Source organism: Thermoanaerobacterium xylanolyticum LX-11 (genome assembly GCF_000189775.2).
GTDB classification, from domain to species: Bacteria; Bacillota; Thermoanaerobacteria; order Thermoanaerobacterales; family Thermoanaerobacteraceae; genus Thermoanaerobacterium; species Thermoanaerobacterium thermosulfurigenes.
Genome location: NC_015555.1, coordinates 102,441 through 121,377 on the forward strand (window position 1 = coordinate 102,441; position 18,937 = coordinate 121,377).

Below are 18,937 nucleotides of genomic sequence, written 5' to 3' on the forward strand. Positions count from 1 at the left end.
ATGAGGAGGATTTTTATGGCGAAGACTTTTTACATTACAACACCTATATATTATCCAAGCGATAAGCTACATATAGGTCATTCTTATACGACTGTTGCTGCAGATGCGATGGCTCGCTTCAAAAGGCTTACAGGCTATGATGTGATGTTTTTGACAGGAACAGACGAACACGGTCAAAAGATACAGAGAAAGGCAAAGGAAAAAGGCGTTACACCTAAACAGTATGTGGATGAAATTGTGGCATGGATAAAAGATTTGTGGAATACTATGGACATAAGCAATGACAAGTTTATAAGGACAACGGACAAGCAGCATGAAGAGATTGTACAAAAGATATTTACAAAGCTTTATGAAAAAGGGGACATATACAAAAGCGAATACGAGGGTTGGTACTGCACACCTTGTGAGACGTTTTGGACTGAGAAACAGCTTGTCGATGGAAACTGCCCTGACTGTGGCAGACCTGTAGAGCTTGTGAAAGAGGAAAGTTATTTCTTTAAGCTTTCAAATTACGCAGACAAACTTCTTAAATATTACGAGGAGCACCCAGACTTTATACAGCCTGAATCAAGGTTAAATGAGATGGTAAGCTTTATAAAGTCAGGTCTTGAGGACTTGTGCGTATCCAGAACGTCATTTGACTGGGGCGTAAAAGTTCCGTTTGACCCAAAACACGTTGTGTATGTTTGGATTGATGCCCTTTCCAACTATATAACTGCGTTGGGTTATTCTACAGACCATGACGAAGATTTTAAAAAGTACTGGCCGGCAGATGTGCACCTTGTTGGAAAGGAAATCGTAAGATTCCACACCATTATATGGCCTGCAATGCTTATGGCGCTGGATTTGCCTCTCCCTAAGAAAGTGTTTGGCCATGGTTGGCTTATATTAGAAGGCGGCAAGATGTCAAAGTCAAAGGGCAATGTGGTTGACCCGAAAGAACTTGTGTCAAAATACGGCGTAGATGCCATAAGGTATTTTCTTTTAAGAGAAGTTCCGTTTGGAGCAGATGGCGTATTCTCAAATGAAGCCTTGATTTCCAGGATAAACTCTGACCTTGCCAATGATTTTGGCAATCTTTTAAGCAGGACTGTAACGATGGTAGAAAAATACTTTGACGGTGTAGTGCCAGAAGTATCGGATAAAGATGACGTTGATGATGAGTTAATATCTATCGCAAATAACTTACCAAAAGTTGTTGAAAGCTATATGGATAAGCTGCAGTTTTCAAATGCTCTTGCGGAAATCTGGAAGCTTGTGGGTCGCGCCAATAAGTACATTGACGAGACGATGCCATGGGTATTGGCAAAAGATGAAAGTAAAAAAGGAAGGCTTAAAACTGTTCTTTATAACCTTGTAGAATCACTGAGGTTTGTCGCGATTTTAATAACGCCATTTATGCCAAATACGCCTATCAAGATATATGAACAGCTTGGGATTGACGATGATTTAAGGACATGGGATAGCCTTAAATTCGGCTTACTGAAATCAGGCACAAAAGTTAAAAGAGGTGAGAATATTTTCCCAAGGATCGATGTAGAAAAGGAGCTTAAAGAAGCTGAAAAGACTTCTAATAAAGTAGAAGCTAAGGAAGAGACAAATTACATCAAAATAGACGATTTTGCAAAAATTGATTTGAGAGTTGCAGAAGTATTAGAAGCGGAAAAAGTAGAAGGCGCCGACAAATTATTAAAGCTTAAGCTTAAAGTAGGCGATGAGGTAAGGCAAGTTGTATCAGGACTTGCGCTGCATTACAAGATAGAAGAGCTTGTAGGCAAAAAACTCGTCCTCGTTGCAAATCTGGAGCCTAAAAAATTAAGAGGCATAGAATCATACGGAATGATTTTGGCGGCATCAAACGAAGGCAAATTGACTGTTGTAACTTTAGATAAAGACATAGAAAGCGGTGCGAAGGTAAAATAGGAGGGCATAGGCCCCTCTTATTTTTTTATGTGCTTTTTACCTTACAATAAATTTTTAAAAAAATTGACATTTTTGCTATCATAGTGTACTATGTAATTAGTGCACTATGATAATATGATGGAGGTGAAACATGAAAGTCGAATTCAATGAAAAAATGCCTATTTATATCCAGATTATGGATATGATAAAGAGGGACATAGTCACAAAAAAATTAAATGGAGGAGATAAATTGCCTTCTGTAAGAGAGATGGCCGAAAGCCTTAAAGTGAATCCAAATACTGTTCAAAGAGCTTATCAAGAACTTGAAAGGGAAAACGTCACATATACACAAAGAGGCATGGGAACATTTATAACCGAAAATACCGAAAAGCTTGCATCATTAAAAAGAGAAATGGCGAAAGAGATAGTTGAGTCATTTGTAACAGGGATGAGAAGCTTAGGATTCAATTCAAATGAAATACTCGAAATTATTAAGGAATATCTTAAAGAGGAGGTCAACTGATGGGGTTAATTTTAAAAACGGCAAACCTTACTAAAAATTATTACAGCAAAAAGGCATTAAAAGGAATTAATATTGAGTTGGAAGAAGGTAAAATATTAGGCCTTTTAGGTCCTAACGGCAGTGGAAAAACGACATTTATAAAGATTGCAGCAGGCATATTAAGGCCCACATCTGGTGAAATATTAATTGACGGTCAGGAACCAGGTATCTATACAAAATCAATTGTATCGTATCTACCTGATATAAATTATCTTTATAGATGGATGAAGATTAGAGATGCGATAAATTTCTTCAAAGATTTTTACGCAGATTTTGACATTGAAAAGTCAAAAAGATTGCTGGATTTTATGATGCTGAATGAAAATGATAAAGTAACGTCACTTTCAAAAGGAATGCTTGAAAAATTGCATCTCACACTTGTGCTTTCAAGAAATGCGAAACTATATATTTTTGATGAACCACTTGGGGGAATAGATCCTAATACAAGGGAAAAGATAATTGACGCAATAATTGATAATATCCGCGAAGATAGTTCAATGATTATATCTACACACCTTGTAAGAGATATTGAAAGGCTTTTTGACGATGTGGCATTTATCTCAGATGGTGAAATTATTTTAAAAGGAAATGCCGAAGAATTAAGGATGGAAAGAAATAAATCTATTGATGAAATCTTCAGGGAGGTGTATGAATAATGATTAAACTAATAAAGTATGAGTTTTTAGGAAGGTATAAATATTATCTTGGATTTTTGGCTGCCTTGATTTTATTGAATATATACTTTATAGCAAAAAATAATACATGGTCACATGGCTTGCCACTCGTTGTATCTTTTATGGCTGGATTTGCCTGCTTTGTAGCCGTGCTTATATCAGGAGTGATGTTGTATCAGAGAGATATGTACGGCAATACAGGATATCTTTTGTTTACACTGCCACAAAGAGGTTTTGACATAGCTTTTTCAAAGCTAATTATATCGATCATTGAATTCACATTGTTTATAACAGTATCTGGAGTGATGGCATTTATAAATCTATTATATGTGAATGAAGCTAAAGTGTTTATAGATGCAGTACTTCAACATAAAATTTTTATACTTTATATATTTATATCTACTTTATTGAGTTTTATTGCTTTATTGATTTTGTCGTATTTTTCTATCACAATCAGCAAGATAGCGTTTTATAACAAAAAATCTGGTAAAGTTTTGTCAATAGTTCTATTTCTGATTATTTTCTATGTAATCGGTAAAATTAATGGTCTTCTCATTAATTTATTTCCATACAATTTAAATATAAATCTATTTTCAGGAATTGCACAAAGAAGCGATAATTTTGCTTTGTCTTTTGCGGTTTTCCCGATAAATGTAGCAAGCTTTGTTTTCCAAACACTTGTATATATAGGTTTATTCACTCTGACATCGTATCTTATTGACAAAAAAATAGATCTATAAAAAGGATGTCTATTCGGGTAGCGGTGCGAAGGTAAAATAAAAAGAAGGCGGGGTGATTCCGAGGGCACTGAAAAAGTCCCATCAAATTGTAGATAAGATCGTAGGTTTTGAAGAAAGCCTACGATTTTGTTGTAACGTAAAAAAACGAAGTAAATAGTCAGAGATTTCGCATTTAAAAATTTATAGAGTGATAAACACGTTGATTTATATAATTTAACTAAGAGCAGCTAGAAATATGTGATTTTCCGTTTTTTACTGGGAATTGAAAGAAAAAAATTTGCAAAATAAAAGCATCCTTTCTATAATATGTTTTGCGAAAACCTAAATAGAAAGGATGCTGATAAAATGAACAAAAGTTATTTAAAACAAATGCTTATTTACTTCTCTAAGATATACCATCTTGGAGAAAAAATCAATACCCTAAAAGATAAAAGAGCAAAATCTTCAGTAAAAATTTCAACAGTTACCTTTGTAGTATTATTTGGATTTATGCTTCAAATAAGGAGTTTTAATAGGTTGGAACATTGGCTTAAAAAAGGTAAATTTAAAAAAGTATTACCTAAAAAGACTAAAATTCCTCGTATTGACACTATTAGGCGTGTTTTAAGTAATTTTGATTTAGATGGCTTAAATGAACTTAATAATAGTATAATCAAGACAAGTACAAAAAATAAGGTTTTTAGAAAAGGAACTATAGATGGACTAAAAGTTGTTGCAATAGATGGTGTAGAGTTATTTGAAAGCACTAATAAGTGCTGTGATAATTGTCTTACACGAGTCCAAAAGGACGGGATTACTCATTACTTTCATAGGTCAGTAATATGTGCAACTGTAGGTTCTGATCCACATCTTATCATAGGTCAGGAAATGCTTGAACCAAAAAGAGATGCTTCAGATAAAGACGAAGGAGAAATCACAGCAGGCAAGCGTCTAATTAGAAAATTGCATAAAGAATTTCATCATTTTGCAGACATTATAGTAGCTGATGCATTATATTGCAAATCTACTTGGATTAAAGAAGTATTATCAATAGGGATGGATGCAGTAGTAAGGGTTAAAGATGAAAGACTTAATATAGTTAAGGATGTACTTGGTTTATTCAAGTGTCGAGAAGCAGATAAAGAATGGACTTTTAAGAAAAAAAGTAACAATTATATTAAAATAAAGGCCTGGGACGAAGACAATTTTCAAATGCCTAATTCCGACATAGAAGTAAGGTTTATAAAATTTATAGAGGAGATACATAGCTCAATTTTAGGGAAAAGCATATGCTTCAAATAGATATTATTGAAGATATAAAAGATGAGATATTTATAATAGAAACTGGATGGAGTAACCCACTGTTTGTGAAGATGTAACTTAAAAATAAAACTGCAAATTCATTATTAAAATTCATGGGGTAATGGGAAGGTGTAACTATTTTGGGCATCCAAGGAATTTGTTATTACCATATATTCAACTGGATGTAAAATATAAAAATTCTTGTAAAAACAAATTTTTTACTGGAATTTTGATGTGAAATCTCTTTTTTATAAGATTATTATTATTTTTCCGTTGATAAAATGTGTTAAAATAAAAAGGACGTTGCAGATTATATCGTTGATTAGGAGTTGATTTTATGATTATAGATTCACATGCACACCTGGAAGATGAAAAGTATGATGAAGATAGGGAAAATGTTATAAAAAGATGTAAAGATGAGCTTACATTATTGATAAATGTAGGATCCAGCATTGAGGCATCAAAAAAATCGATTGAGCTTGCTAAAAGTAACGATTTTATATATGCCGCCATTGGAATTCACCCTGAGTATTCGCAAAAAGAAATAAACGACATTGGTGTTATTGAGGAATTGTTATCACAAGAAAAAGTTGTTGCTATAGGAGAGATAGGACTTGACTATTATTACGGCGATCCGCCAGTTGAATACCAAAAGCAGTGCTTCATAGAACAGATAAGGCTTGCAAAGAAATATAATTTGCCTATTGTAATCCACGACAGGGATGCACATGGCGATGTGCTTGATATTGTTAAAAAAGAATGGACAAGCAGTTTAAGAGGGGCTTTTCACAGCTATTCTGGTAGCAGCGAGATGGCATTTCAGTTGATTGAGATGAACTTCTACATTTCATTAGGAGGACCAGTTACATTTAAAAATGCAAAAAGGGCTGTTGATGTGGCTATGAAAATACCAATAGAAAAATTGCTTATTGAGACAGATAGCCCATATTTGACACCTATGCCTTATAGAGGTAAAAGAAATGAGCCTACTAATGTAAAATACGTGGCACAAAAGATTGCTGAAATAAAGAATATGACATTTGATGAGGTTTGTGATATAACAGCATCTAACGCCTTAGAGCTATTTAAAATAAGTCCAAGTAATTTATAGCAATTTAAAAGGTGGAACATATACTGTATTGAAATGGATATTTCAAAAAAGGAGGAAAATTGAAAGATGGATAGAGAAAATGTAAATGAAAATCCCATGAATGTTCCACCTGTAAATCCAGAACCGTATTTGGGTCCTATGCAACCGCCAATGGGCGGTATGCCTACGATGCCGTGCCCTTCCGAGTCACCAATGGGACCAATGCCTTATCCAATGCCAGGAATGCCGGGAATGATGCCACCAATGCAGTGCCCTCCTGAGCATATGAGAATGTTTATGGATGCTTACAATCATGTTTCAATGGCATACATGATAATGACACAAATGATGCAGATGATGCGCCCGTAAGGGCGTATTTCTTTTAAAAGAAACATAATATTTTCATGTATATAATATAATAATGTAGTAGATAATATAAGTGATAACTTATTATGGAAGTGGAGATAAATATTATGAAATGAATTTGACAAAAATAATATGTTATATTAAAATTATAAAAAGTCTTCCCAATAAAAATGAGGAGGTTATGTAATGGATGCAAGCAACCGAAGAATTTGGCCGGGTGCATTTACTGAGCTTATCAAAAAACCGGTTGGAATTCTGATATTGGCTGCATTGGTCATTTTGTTAGTAGGTACAACTGTATACGTTAACTTGAAAAAACAGGTGACAATCACAGATAACGGAAAAACAGTTGCTGTGACCACTTTTAAAAGCAGTGTAAAAGACTTATTGGCGGAGAAAAATATAAAGCTTAGAAAAGAAGACGAAGTTACACCATCGATAGATTCGAAGCTGAAAAATGGAATGAAAGTTAGCATTAAAAGAGCCTACCCCATGGTAATTCACGTTGATGGAAAAGATATTACAATATACACAGTAAAACCAACATTAAAAGATGTATTAGCTCAAGGAAAAATCATACTAAGTCCCATCGATAAAATTAGCACTCCTTTAGATAGCAAAACATATAGTGGAATGAATGTCACAATTACCAGAGTAAATGAAAAAGTAATAACTCAAGATGAAGATATAGCTTTTAACGTTCAAACAATCCAAAATGACAATATGATAAGAGGTCAGACTTTAGTTGTGCAAGAAGGTCAAAACGGAAAGCGAGAAAAGACGATAAAAATTACATATGAAGATGGGAAAGAAGTATCAAGGCAAGTTATAAAAGATGTCGTAGTACAAAATCCCATAACAAAGATAGTGCAGGTAGGCACATTGGGGCTTTTGACTACGTCAAGGGGAGAAACCTACAGATATAGAGAGATGAAAATAATGGATGCGACAGGGTATGATGCACCGCCTGGATCCCTAACGTATTCTGGTGCTACAGTCGGGCGTGGTATCATTGCGGTTGACCCGAGAGTAATACCTTTAGGTACAAGACTTTATGTTGAGGGGTATGGTCCTGGGGTTGCAGCAGATATTGGGGAAGCGATAAAAGGCAATATCATCGATTTGTTCTTTACATCGTATAGAGAAGCGTGTAATTGGGGAAGACGAACTGTTAGAGTTTATATACTTAAGTAGACAGGTTTAACCTGTCTTGTTTTTTGAAAAAAAGCGAGGTTGGATGATGATGAAAGTAAAAGGATTCAATACAAAGAAAAGACTTGGACAAAACTTTATTTTTGATGAAGGCATACTATCAAAAATAGTTGATTTATCAGGCATAACAAAAAATGATAATGTGATAGAAATAGGCGCAGGTTTAGGTACTTTGACCAGAAAAATATTAGAGAAGGCTAATATGGTAGTGTCTTATGAGATAGACAAAGAAGCTTATGAAATACTTAAGGCAGATTTTAAAGGACGTGATAATCTAATCGTATTAAATGACGATATAATGAAAGTTGATTTAAGAGAAACCGTAGATGCGTATTTTGGAGGGGAAAAGTGTAAAGTCGTTGCAAACCTGCCTTATTACATAACATCACCTATAATAATGAAACTTTTAGAGTCCCGCTTGATGAAAGACATAACTATAATGGTGCAGAAAGAGGTGGCGGAGAGGATATGTGCAAAGCCAGGTGGCAAAGATTATGGCGTATTGACAGTAGCAGTAAACTATTACTCAAAGCCGGAGATACTGTTAAATCTTCCTCCGGAAGTATTTTCACCTAAGCCAAAAGTAAGTTCATCGCTTATAAAATTACATGTCCTTGATAAGCCATCTGTATTTGTGAAAGACGAAAAACTTTTTTTTAGAATAGTAAAATCATCATTTGGACAGAGAAGAAAAGTAATAACAAATTCTTTAAAATCCCTTAGCATTGATCAATCAATAATTGCAGATGCCTTGACAAAATGTGGCATAGACTTAAAACAAAGAGGAGAGACTCTTTCAATAGAAAAGTTTGCTGAGCTTGCAAACACCATTTATGATATGAAGATGTAATATTAAATCCCCCTGTTTCATAATATATATTGCTAAAATATATTTGAAATAAGGGGGATATAAAATGCCTTTAAGGAAGGATATTTATAAGCGCATGTATATAATGCTGGAACCTGACGAGAGGGGAGCGTCGCTTTTAAAGGACAAGGAAATATCAGGGTACCTTAAAATAGAAACTATGAACGGAAGGGGCCGAATTACAGCATCACTTCAAAATCTCGATCCTAATTATTCTTACACGGTAAAATTTTTAAAAATCGGAGAGAGCCCTAAATTAGTTGAGTTTGGGGCAATAAGGGTAGACGACAAAGGCAGAGGCGGTGCAGAATGGTCTTTTAATACAGACGATGTGCTTGATAAGGGTGTGAAGTTTGATGATCTTGCTGTAGCATTAGTAGAAGCAGATAATGGACAACAGAGGCTGATTCCATTGTCTGGCGTCATAGACAAGTCCAGATTTAACTGGAAAGCCACTTATAAGAAGCTTATGAAAAACATAGAGAATATTGAAAAAGATAAAAGCGAGATTCATTTTATTGAGGATTTAGGTGAAAGTCAAAAAGAAAGTGTAGATAGCTACACAACATTGCAACAGTACAATGACGAGGAATACCACGAAGAAGAAGTGGAAATTCAAGTTGAGCCTGAAAAAGATGTGGAAAATGGACAAATTGACAATATAGAGGAGACGGGTGATGTTAATTCAGATGATGAAGGGAATACAAGCGTTCAACCGGAGCATCAAAGCGATGATACAATAACTAAAAGCGATGTTTATGAACAGGAAAACAGCGGTTATGTAAAATATTTAAAAGAGTATGTAAATAATATTGTGAATTACCTTGATGAAGTTCATCCATTTGAAAATAATCTGGAAGGTTACAGATGGTGGAGGATAAATACGGGATATAGGAATGGCTTCTACGATCATTATTTAGTAGGATTTGTAAATGACGAAAATGGAAAGCTTAAATACATCGTCTACGGTATGCCAGGGTTATTTACACTTTCTGATCAACCTTTTGGAGGCATGACAGGATTTGTGTATTGGTGTCCGTTAAAGGAAAATATGAGAAGTGCTGGTGATATGGGGTACTGGTTGATGCACATTGATGCAATGACGGGACAAATAGCGATACCAAAAGGCTCTACACCGCCGCCAATAATATAAAAGTGAAAGCGTAGATAGTCTACGCTTTTAAATTTATTTTTACTTCATGTATTCTTTTATGTCATCGGAAAACTTAGATAGTGCTTCTTCATCGTCTGTGTGTGGTATAACCGTAAGCAAGTTTTCGAGGTTTAGACTGAAAATCCCCATTATGGACTTTGCGTCTATGACATAGCGACCTGATACAATGTCAATATCAAAAGGGTATTTTGACATCTTCTCTACAAAATTTTTGACCTTATCAATTGAATTTAAAGAAATTTGAAACTCCTTCATACACTTATCCCCCCTTACTTGTATTTATTTTAATAATATATTAAGAGCTAATTTTATTCAATCAACCGATTTAACAAAAATTTCATCGTTAATTTGGTAATTGTTTTCACCACATTAAGATGAATTTTAAATATGACATATGATAAAAATTTTGTTTCATAGGTATTCTATTTATTGGGATTGTATATTATAATATTAAGTGTTAAAAAATAAAATACCATTAGGGGGTATACAGTTGATTACAAAAGAACAAATTTTAAATGTACTAAAAGATGTTTTTGATCCTGAAATAGGAAGAAGCATCGTCGACCTTAATATGGTTGATAATATCAATATAGATGGCAGCACAGTCACAGTTGACATAAAATTGACGATCAAAGGCTGCCCGCTTCAAAACACCATAAAGGAAGATGTCATAAATAAGCTTAAAAGCTTAGATGGTGTTGATGATGTGGTCGTCAACATGGGAGCCATGACAGAAGAAGAAAGGCAAAAGCTTGCAAATAGCATGAATCAAGGGAAAGTGCCTGTATTCGAAAAGACCCGTGTTATCGCGATTGGAAGCGGCAAAGGCGGCGTTGGCAAGTCTACGGTTTCTGCAAATCTTGCTGTTGCTTTAGGAAAGTTAGGCTACAAAGTTGGCTTAATTGATGCTGATGTTTTAGGTTTCAGCATACCTCGCTTATTAGGCATAGTTGGCGAAAGGCCCTATGCATTAGATGAAAACACGATACTGCCGATAGAGAAGTACGGCATTAAGGTCATTTCAATGGGCAATTTCGCTGATGAAGATACGCCGCTTATATGGAGAGGGCCGCTTTTAGGAGGCGTCCTTGAGCAGTTTATGAATGATGTTTACTGGGGAGAACTTGACTATATGATAATTGACTTGCCACCAGGCACTGGGGATGTACCTCTTACAATAATGCAGAAAGTACCTGAGCAGAAATTTTTGCTTGTTACGACCCCACAAGCATCTGCTTCACATGTGGCAGGAAGGATTGCATATATGGCTCAGAAGGTAAATATAGAGCTTATAGGAATAGCTGAAAATATGTCGTACTTTGAGTGCCCTGATTGCCATAAAAAGTACAATATATTTGGAGAAGGCGAAACAGACAGACTTGCAAAAGAGCTTAATACAGAAGTTCTTGTGAAGATTCCTATTGACATAAAGATACGCGAAAAAAGCGATATTGGCTTACCTATATCTTTTATAAACGAGCCACAAGCAAAATACTATTTAGAACTGGCTAAAAAAGTGTCAGAAAAAGTAAAGCCTATTAGCTTATAATTTATTTAAAAAGGAGGCATCGAAATTACCAATGCCTCCTATAAATTTTTTATTTTTTCTTAAATAGTTCTTGTTCTGGTATATCATACGCTGCGCTATTTAAATAAGTTTCAAGATTTTCGATGACTTTTTCAAATGGCAAACTTTCATCAAGTCTTATGAATTTGATGCCGATATTTTTAGCTTTACCATACGATATGTCGCAGAATGATTCGGGTATTGTGATGACATGATCGACGTTTTTTTCTATGAGAAAATTAACTGTAGCGATTCGCCTTCCGTCTTTTAGAGGAAAACCTGGATTTTCGTATTTCTCTGCATCTTTTTTCTCTTTATCATATATGACTATATAAGGACCATCTGGCAATTTGGAAATTAACCCTTCTTTTGTCACTGTAGCTGCTATCCTCACGATCGTTCACTCCTGTATCTGTAAATTTTAAACATTAAGTTTTGAATAGAAGTTGTAATATAATTATATATTATTAAGTTAATTATAGTTTTATGAATTGTGGAAGTCAAATGAGATACTATGGTGTTGTCTGAGTATATATTTTATGATATAATATGATATATCATGTCGCCGGAGAGGGGGTATATTATGTTTTCAAAATTAAAATGGCAGGTAGTCATAATAACGGTGACGTTGGCGTTGGGTGTGCTTTTAGGAGGATTTAATTTATATCAGAACCGCATATTGCCGGAGAAGATAGCCAATGACATAAAGTCTTCCAATAATGTTCAATCTGCAGATGTAAGCATTGGAAACAGCGGCTATACGGCAAGTATCAAGCTTAAAAAGGTAGACAACCTTATGACAGCGTATAAGGATATTGAAAAAATAGTTGAGAAATATCCGGTTAAAATTGATATAAAGATAGGTGACAATTCTAATGACAAATTAGACAATCTATTTTACGAGGATCAGTTTGCCATATATCAGGCCATTCAAAATGGCGATTATATAGATATGAGCAAGATTATTGACAAAAATGGCATTGAAAAAGGTGCGAAGACCAATGTTTATATTGATGAAAGCAATATATATTTAAGTATATATGATGGTCAAAATTATTTGTACAAGATTATACCGCGCAATACAAAGGGGGATGTAACAGATGGTTAAAGAAATACTCATCGGTATTTCAATTGCTTTAGTGATTTTTGCTGCTATATTGGGCATCGATATAACTCCTATTGTGATAGTAGGAATGATGATTTTTGCTTTAAGCTTCTTGTTAGAAAGCAGAGGGCTTATAAGCTCGTCAGGAAAAGTAGTAAACCCTGACACAAGCGTGTCTTTTGATGACATAGGCGGTCAAAACACAGCTATATCAGAGTTAAAGGAAGCATTGGATTTTGTAATAAATAGGGATAAAATTAGAAAAATGGGCATAAGGCCACTTAAAGGAATACTTTTAAGTGGACCTCCAGGAACAGGCAAAACACTCCTTGCCAAAGCTGCTGCTAAGTATACTGACTCTAGCTATGTAGCTACATCTGGCAGTGAATTTATAGAGATGTACGCAGGTGTCGGTGCACAGAGGGTCAGAAAGCTTTTTGAATCAGCAAAAGCATTGGCGAAAAAGGAACAAAAAAATAGCGCGATAATTTTTATAGATGAAATAGACATACTTGGGGCAAAAAGAGGTACAAACGAAAGTCACCATGAGTACGATCAGACACTAAACCAGCTTCTTGTTGAGATGGATGGCATAAAAAGCGATAATGATATAAATATTCTTGTAGTGGCGGCTACAAATAGGCCTGATATGTTAGATCCCGCACTATTAAGGCCGGGAAGGTTTGACAGACAGGTGACAGTAGACCTTCCTGACAAAAGCGGTAGACTGCAGATATTGAAGATTCATACAAGAAACAAGCTTTTAGATGAAAATGTGAATTTAGAGGCAATTGCAGAAGATACCTTTGGCTTTTCGGGAGCTCATCTGGAAAGCTTGTGCAACGAAGCGGCTATATTGGCCATGAGGGATGGTTCATCTAAGATAATGCAAAAGCATTTGCAGGAAGCGGTTGACAAAGTCATACTTGGCGAAAAGACAGACAAAAAGCCTACAGAAGATGAGATACTAAGAGTATCGATACATGAGGCAGGACATGCAATAATCGGAGAACTGGTCAATCCTAATTCTGTGGCTACTGTAACGATAGTGCCAAGAGGTAAGGCTTTAGGCTTTGTAAGGCAGACTGAGAAAGACGATACGTTTATATACACGAAAGAACAGTTGGAGCACGAAATAATGGTGGCACTTGGTGGAACGGCTGCGGAGCTTCTCGTTCTAAACAGCAGAAGTACAGGTTCTGCCAACGATTTTGAGCAGGCAGTGGACATCGCAAAGAAAATAGTTTATACAGGGCTTTCAAGCTTGGGCATCATCAGTAAAGACGACATATCAGGAGATAAGGTAAATGAGGAAGTAAATAAAATAATAAAGGAGCAGGAAGAAAAGGTGAAAGAGCTTTTGAAGGACAAAATAGATGTGTTAAACGAAATATCAAGTATATTAGTTAAAGAAGAAACGATATCTGGTGAGTATTTAAGAAGGATATTGAATGGAGAAACTGCACAAAAAGCATGCTGATATAGCAGAGGAGATTATTCCTCTGCTATTTTTGTGGGATAAATTGCAAAAAAACATTGAAATATTGTTAAATAATAAACAAAATTAATTAATATTAAATACAATTGACTTATTATGCAATTAGATTTATAATCAAAATGGGTATTTAAAAATGTATACAATATATAATATTCATTAAATGAAATAAAGAAGGAGTGAAAAAATGGCAAGTGATCTGGTTTTAATAAGCATTATTGTTCCAATTGTAATGAGCTTGATAACAATTACAATTGGTAAGGCTTCAGCGAGAAAGGTATTTGTTTTGGCTACACTGCTTATAGTATTTTTAAGTTCATTGGCAATTTTTAAAACTGTCAATTTACCGGCGGTGATTGGAACATCGTATTATGGAATCATCGATAAATTGATAAAAGTTGGTGATTATGTACTTTTGCTTTATACCCTTTATGTATCATTTAAGGTTAAAGAGCCTAAGATAGCGATTTTTTCAATATTGCAGATATTGCCTCTTGCGTATTTTGAACTGTTTGTACTAAAAGAGCAAGAAGTAAGTGCATTTTACATCGACAATCTTTCAATAATAATGAATTTGGTTGTTTCGATAGTAGGACCTATAATAGCTTTGTACGCTTTTGGCTACATGGATCATCATGAAAAAGAAGAGAAATTAGTTAAATCAAGGCAATCGAGATTTTTTGCAGTCATACTCTTGTTCTTTGGAGCAATGAATGGCATAATATTCTCCAATAATCTGATGTGGCTGTATTTCTTCTGGGAGATAACTTCTCTGTCATCTTTCCTGCTTATTTCCCACGATAAGACAGAAGTGGCAATCAAAAATGCATCAAGAGCCTTGTGGATTAACATGTTTGGTGGATTTTCACTATTGGTTGGAATCATAATTCTATACAAATATACTGGCATGATAACATTAGATGCTGTTTTGAAATCTGATACATCGTATATTTTATTGATACCTGTGGCTTTTATGGTATTGGGTGCATTTACAAAGTCTGCTCAGATGCCGTTCCAAAGTTGGCTTTTAGGTGCTATGGTGGCACCGACACCGGTATCGGCACTTTTGCACTCAAGCACGATGGTGAAAGCTGCTATATACCTTATCTTGAGATTAGCTCCTACATTTAGGGGGACGACGTTAAGTGGATTTATAGCACTGTATGGTGCTTTCACATTTATTGCTACGTCTATATTAGCTTTAAGTCAAAGCAATGGAAAGAAAATACTTGCGTATTCCACAATTGCCAATTTAGGATTGATGATATCCAGCATAGGTATCAATACTTCCAGCGCTATAACAGCGGCAATTTTGCTTTTAATATTCCATGCAGTGTCAAAGGCTCTTTTGTTCCTGTGCGTTGGCACAATTGAACAAAATATCGGCAGCCGCGACATCGAGGACATGAAAGGGCTTATTACAAAAATGCCTGTTACAACAATCATAACTTTTATAGGCATTTTGTCGTTGATGATTGCACCGTTTGGCATGCTTTTAAGCAAATGGATGGCAATAGAAGCGGCATCGAGAAATCTACTTGTCGCACTGCTTTTGATATTAGGTAGCGCTATAACAGTCATGTACTACACCAGGTGGATAGGCAATATCTTGTCAGAAGGGCATAACAGCAAATTTTTCGTAGAAAAGCAGCCGTCAACAATAAAGTTTGCTTTATACAGTTTAGTTACGATAGCGATTGTATTGAGCTTGGCTGTGACGCAGCTTTTTAATGCAATTGTAAAGCCTGAAATAAACATGCTTAAGATGTCTATTTCCGTAAAAGCTGCATCAGGATACCTTGAAAGCAATCTTGGCGGTTTTTCCATATATCCAGTGTTTTTCGCTATAGGCTTAGCTGTCATCTTGGCATTCTTGACAATAAGGAATTCACGTGACATAGTAGAGACAAAGCCGTACGAAGCTGGACTTAATTATGATGATTCAAACAACGGCTATGATGTAAAAAATTATTATCTTCCAAGCATAATAAATGAAGAGAAGTTGACGAAGTACATGAACTACATCTCATTTATTTTGATACTGGCGGTTTTCGGAGGGATATTGCTATGACGTGGGTAGATTATTTGGTTTTTGCGGCGGCGGTCATTTTGACTCCGCTTATAGGCGGATTTATAACCGGATTAGACAGAAAAGTCACAGCCCTTATTCAAGGTAGATATGGTCCGCCTGTGTTGCAACCTTTTTACGATGTCGTAAAATTGCTTTCTAAAGAGAAGATGATAGTAAATGACTTTCAGATATTCGCAGCGTATATATACTTGCTATCAGCTATACTAAGTGTCGGCTTCTTTGCAATAAAAGCTGACCTTCTTATGATAATTTTTATAATGTCTATAGGGCTTGTCTTCTATGTAATAGGGGCATTGGCTACAAGGTCTCCGTACAGCCAAGTAGGAGCTCAGAGAGAACTTATGCAGATGTTGGCATATGAACCTCTACTTATATTTGTGCTTATTGGTATGTACTATGTAGCTGGAAGCTTTAATTTACACGATATAATGTCACATGGAAGGCTTCTTCTTGATTTGCCGCTTATTTTTGTGGTTTTAAGCCTTGTACTGGACATAAAAATAAAGAAATCTCCATTTGATTTTTCCACATCTGAACATGCTCATCAGGAGCTTGTAAGAGGGATTCTCACAGATTACGCAGGGCCGTATCTGGCTTTAATAGAAATAGCTGATTGGTATGAGTTAGTGCTGCTTTTAGCAATGTTGGCAATTTTCTGGTCACAAAATCTTGTAATAGGTGCTTTGATATCGCTTTTTGTATTCTTTTTAGATATAATTATAGATAATATATCTGCAAGGATGACGCTTAAGTGGATGCTTAGCTTTAGCTGGATTGTGGGTATAAGTTTTACAGTCTTAAATATTGCTTACCTGTACTTTAGCAATGTATCGAGGTGATAAATTTATGGGTTTAAAAGAATTTGTAAAAAAGTCCTTCTCAAAATCACCATGGGTAGTCCATTACGATTGTGGAAGTTGCAATGGATGTGATATAGAGGTTTTGGCATGTATGACCCCTATATATGACATGGAAAGATTTGGAATGGTAAATGTGGGAAACCCAAAACATGCTGACATTTTAATAGTAACGGGCACTGTAAATGAAAAAAATAAAGATGTACTGAAAAATGTCTATGATATGATGCCTGATCCAAAAGTAGTTGTGGCAGCCGGAATTTGTGCATGTAGCGGAGGCATATTTAGAGACTGCTACAATGTGTTAGGCGGTATAGACAAGGTGATTCCTGTTGATGTATATGTTCCTGGATGTCCGGCTAAGCCTGAGGCCATGATAGATGGCCTTTACAAGGCGGCGCAAATATTAAAGGAGAAGTATTCCCGCAAGGAAGTAATAGTTTCGGCTAAAAGCTTAGGTTAGGAGTGATTTTATGATCGTAAATAGCAGAGAAGTAGAGATTGGCAATCTAAAAAGTGAAGTGAAGAAATATCACGATGGTGGATATAGATTTGTCACAGAAACGTGCCTTAATTTAGAAGACAAGTTTAAAATCATATACACATTTGCCATAGGTTATGATTTAGAAAACATCCACATCATAACTGATGGGAAAAATGTGCCCAGCGTTTCAGATATTTATTCATGTGCGTTGGCAGTAGAGAATGAGATAAAAGAGCTTTTTGGAGTTGAGTTTGACGGTCTTGCGGTTGACTTTGGAGGAAACTTTATGTTGGGCGAAAGCTCACCTATAAGTCCACAAGCAGACATAGAGATTATAAGAAGAGAAAAGGGTGGTAAGAATGAGTGATAAAAGTACGATTCCGTTTGGGCCACAGCACCCTGTTTTACCTGAGCCGATTCACTTAAAACTTGTTGTAGAGGATGAAAAGGTAGTAGAAGCATATCCTGCTTTTGGCTTTGTACACAGGGGATTAGAGACTTTAGCGCAGAAGAAAGACTTTAATCAGATGGTTTACGTCGTAGAGAGGGTATGTGGTATATGCAGTTGTATGCATGGGGAGGATTATTGTGAAGCGATAGAGGAACTGATGGGTGTTCAGGTTCCTGTAAGAGCTGAATATTTAAGGACTATTTGGGCAGAACTTCACAGGATACACAGCCATCTTTTATGGCTTGGACTTTTTGCTGATGCATTTGGCTTTGAAAATCTCTTTATGCAGACGTGGAAGATTCGCGAGAAGATAATGGACATACTGGAAGCTACATCAGGCAACAGAGTTATAATTTCAGTCAATATCGTAGGCGGAGTTAGAAAAGACATAAATAGCGAACAAGCTAAGTGGATTTTAAAGGAATTAGATGAAGTTGAGAGGCAGCTTAAGGACATTAACGATGTTGTCATGAATAACTATACTGTAAAGCAAAGGACTGTTGGCATAGGAGTCTTGACGAAAGAAGAAGCGTATGAGCTTGGTGCAACTGGACCTATGGCTAAGGGAAGCGGTGTAGATTTGGACCTTAGGACTACTGGCTATGCTGCTTATAAATACCTTGACTTTGAGCCGATCGTGGAAAAAGACGGTGACAGCTATGCCAGAAATTTGGTAAGGATGAGGGAGATATTCCAGTCAATTGACCTTGTAAGACAGGCGTTAGGAAAGATGCCTGAAGGGGAAATAAGTGTTCCTGTAAAAGGCAATCCACCTGCTGGTGAAGTCATATCAAGGCTTGAGCAGTCAAGAGGAGAAGTAGTGTACTACATTAAGTCAAATGGCACGAAATTTTTGGATAGGCTTCGCATAAGAACACCTACCTTTGCCAATATACCGGCTCTTTTGAAAATACTGCCTGGATCTCATCTGCAAGATGTCCCTGTACTCATACTGACGATCGATCCTTGCATTAGTTGTACGGAAAGATAATCTGTCAGGGAAGAGGTGTTATTGAG

The 18,937-nt window shown here is 35.8% G+C and carries 20 protein-coding genes; 18 read left to right on the forward strand and 2 right to left on the reverse strand.

Annotated features, from left to right (window positions below; genetic code table 11):
• Positions 1 to 15: 15 nt before the first annotated feature.
• From metG to THEXY_RS00560, 10 genes are all read left to right on the forward strand, one after another.
• Positions 16 to 1,923: a methionine--tRNA ligase gene (gene metG, locus THEXY_RS00510; RefSeq protein ID WP_013786915.1), complete on the forward strand. Its 1,908-nt coding sequence runs from the start codon at positions 16 to 18 to the stop codon at positions 1,921 to 1,923.
• Positions 1,924 to 2,053: 130 nt separating this feature from the next.
• On the forward strand, positions 2,054 to 2,425 hold the full coding sequence (locus THEXY_RS00515) for a GntR family transcriptional regulator (protein WP_013786916.1): 372 nt from the start codon (positions 2,054 to 2,056) through the stop codon (positions 2,423 to 2,425).
• Entirely contained in the window at positions 2,425 to 3,120 is a 696-nt protein-coding gene (locus tag THEXY_RS00520; protein WP_013786917.1) for an ABC transporter ATP-binding protein, read from the forward strand. Before THEXY_RS00515 ends, THEXY_RS00520 begins: the two co-directional genes overlap by 1 nt.
• Positions 3,120 to 3,878 (forward strand): ABC transporter permease, encoded by a 759-nt coding sequence (locus THEXY_RS00525; protein WP_013786918.1) that lies wholly within the window; start codon positions 3,120 to 3,122, stop codon positions 3,876 to 3,878. The genes THEXY_RS00520 and THEXY_RS00525 overlap by 1 nt, the downstream gene beginning before the upstream one ends.
• Before the next feature lie 345 nt (positions 3,879 to 4,223).
• A complete protein-coding gene (locus THEXY_RS00530; RefSeq protein ID WP_013786919.1) occupies positions 4,224 to 5,159 on the forward strand; it encodes a DDE transposase family protein in 936 nt (311 codons plus the stop codon).
• Positions 5,160 to 5,496: 337 nt separating this feature from the next.
• Positions 5,497 to 6,270: a TatD family hydrolase gene (locus THEXY_RS00540; protein ID WP_013786920.1), complete on the forward strand. Its 774-nt coding sequence runs from the start codon at positions 5,497 to 5,499 to the stop codon at positions 6,268 to 6,270.
• Between the two features lie 66 nt (positions 6,271 to 6,336).
• On the forward strand, positions 6,337 to 6,618 hold the full coding sequence (locus THEXY_RS00545; RefSeq protein ID WP_013786921.1) for a hypothetical protein: 282 nt from the start codon (positions 6,337 to 6,339) through the stop codon (positions 6,616 to 6,618).
• Between the two features lie 183 nt (positions 6,619 to 6,801).
• Entirely contained in the window at positions 6,802 to 7,809 is a 1,008-nt protein-coding gene (locus THEXY_RS00550; RefSeq protein ID WP_013786922.1) for a resuscitation-promoting factor, read from the forward strand.
• A 49-nt stretch (positions 7,810 to 7,858) separates the two neighbouring features.
• On the forward strand, positions 7,859 to 8,677 hold the full coding sequence (rsmA, locus tag THEXY_RS00555) for a 16S rRNA (adenine(1518)-N(6)/adenine(1519)-N(6))-dimethyltransferase RsmA (RefSeq protein WP_041592040.1): 819 nt from the start codon (positions 7,859 to 7,861) through the stop codon (positions 8,675 to 8,677).
• A gap of 64 nt (positions 8,678 to 8,741) precedes the next feature.
• A complete protein-coding gene (locus tag THEXY_RS00560; RefSeq protein WP_013786924.1) occupies positions 8,742 to 9,848 on the forward strand; it encodes a hypothetical protein in 1,107 nt (368 codons plus the stop codon).
• 39 nt (positions 9,849 to 9,887) lie between these two features.
• Here the strand turns inward: THEXY_RS00560 and THEXY_RS00565 are convergent, their stop codons facing one another.
• A complete protein-coding gene (locus THEXY_RS00565; protein ID WP_013786925.1) occupies positions 9,888 to 10,124 on the reverse strand; it encodes an HPr family phosphocarrier protein in 237 nt (78 codons plus the stop codon).
• 235 nt (positions 10,125 to 10,359) lie between these two features.
• On the opposite strand from THEXY_RS00565, the gene THEXY_RS00570 reads away from it, so the two are divergent.
• Positions 10,360 to 11,418, forward strand: a complete 1,059-nt coding sequence (locus THEXY_RS00570) for an Mrp/NBP35 family ATP-binding protein (RefSeq protein ID WP_013786926.1) — start codon at positions 10,360 to 10,362, stop codon at positions 11,416 to 11,418.
• 49 nt (positions 11,419 to 11,467) lie between these two features.
• Here THEXY_RS00570 and THEXY_RS00575 read toward each other — a convergent pair whose 3' ends face one another.
• Positions 11,468 to 11,830, reverse strand: a complete 363-nt coding sequence (locus THEXY_RS00575; protein ID WP_013786927.1) for a NifB/NifX family molybdenum-iron cluster-binding protein — start codon at positions 11,828 to 11,830, stop codon at positions 11,468 to 11,470.
• A gap of 189 nt (positions 11,831 to 12,019) precedes the next feature.
• Between THEXY_RS00575 and THEXY_RS00580 the strand changes: the two genes are divergently transcribed.
• The 7 genes from THEXY_RS00580 to THEXY_RS00610 all read left to right on the forward strand — a co-directional run bounded on the left by THEXY_RS00580 (position 12,020) and on the right by THEXY_RS00610 (position 18,911).
• The gene (locus THEXY_RS00580; RefSeq protein WP_013786928.1) at positions 12,020 to 12,544 is read left to right on the forward strand and encodes a hypothetical protein; all 525 of its coding nucleotides are present in this window, start codon (positions 12,020 to 12,022) and stop codon (positions 12,542 to 12,544) included.
• A complete protein-coding gene (locus tag THEXY_RS00585; RefSeq protein WP_013786929.1) occupies positions 12,537 to 14,021 on the forward strand; it encodes an AAA family ATPase in 1,485 nt (494 codons plus the stop codon). The genes THEXY_RS00580 and THEXY_RS00585 overlap by 8 nt, the downstream gene beginning before the upstream one ends.
• Positions 14,022 to 14,223: 202 nt before the next feature.
• Positions 14,224 to 16,107 (forward strand): NADH-quinone oxidoreductase subunit 5 family protein, encoded by a 1,884-nt coding sequence (locus THEXY_RS00590; protein WP_013786931.1) that lies wholly within the window; start codon positions 14,224 to 14,226, stop codon positions 16,105 to 16,107.
• The gene (locus tag THEXY_RS00595; RefSeq protein WP_013786932.1) at positions 16,104 to 16,967 is read left to right on the forward strand and encodes a respiratory chain complex I subunit 1 family protein; all 864 of its coding nucleotides are present in this window, start codon (positions 16,104 to 16,106) and stop codon (positions 16,965 to 16,967) included. The genes THEXY_RS00590 and THEXY_RS00595 overlap by 4 nt, the downstream gene beginning before the upstream one ends.
• Positions 16,968 to 16,974: 7 nt before the next feature.
• Positions 16,975 to 17,448, forward strand: a complete 474-nt coding sequence (locus THEXY_RS00600) for an NADH-quinone oxidoreductase subunit B family protein (RefSeq protein ID WP_013786933.1) — start codon at positions 16,975 to 16,977, stop codon at positions 17,446 to 17,448.
• A gap of 10 nt (positions 17,449 to 17,458) precedes the next feature.
• Positions 17,459 to 17,836 (forward strand): NADH-quinone oxidoreductase subunit C, encoded by a 378-nt coding sequence (locus THEXY_RS00605; protein WP_013786934.1) that lies wholly within the window; start codon positions 17,459 to 17,461, stop codon positions 17,834 to 17,836.
• Positions 17,829 to 18,911, forward strand: coding sequence for a hydrogenase large subunit (locus tag THEXY_RS00610; RefSeq protein WP_013786935.1), 1,083 nt, complete (start codon positions 17,829 to 17,831; stop codon positions 18,909 to 18,911). Before THEXY_RS00605 ends, THEXY_RS00610 begins: the two co-directional genes overlap by 8 nt.
• Positions 18,912 to 18,937 lie beyond the last annotated feature (26 nt).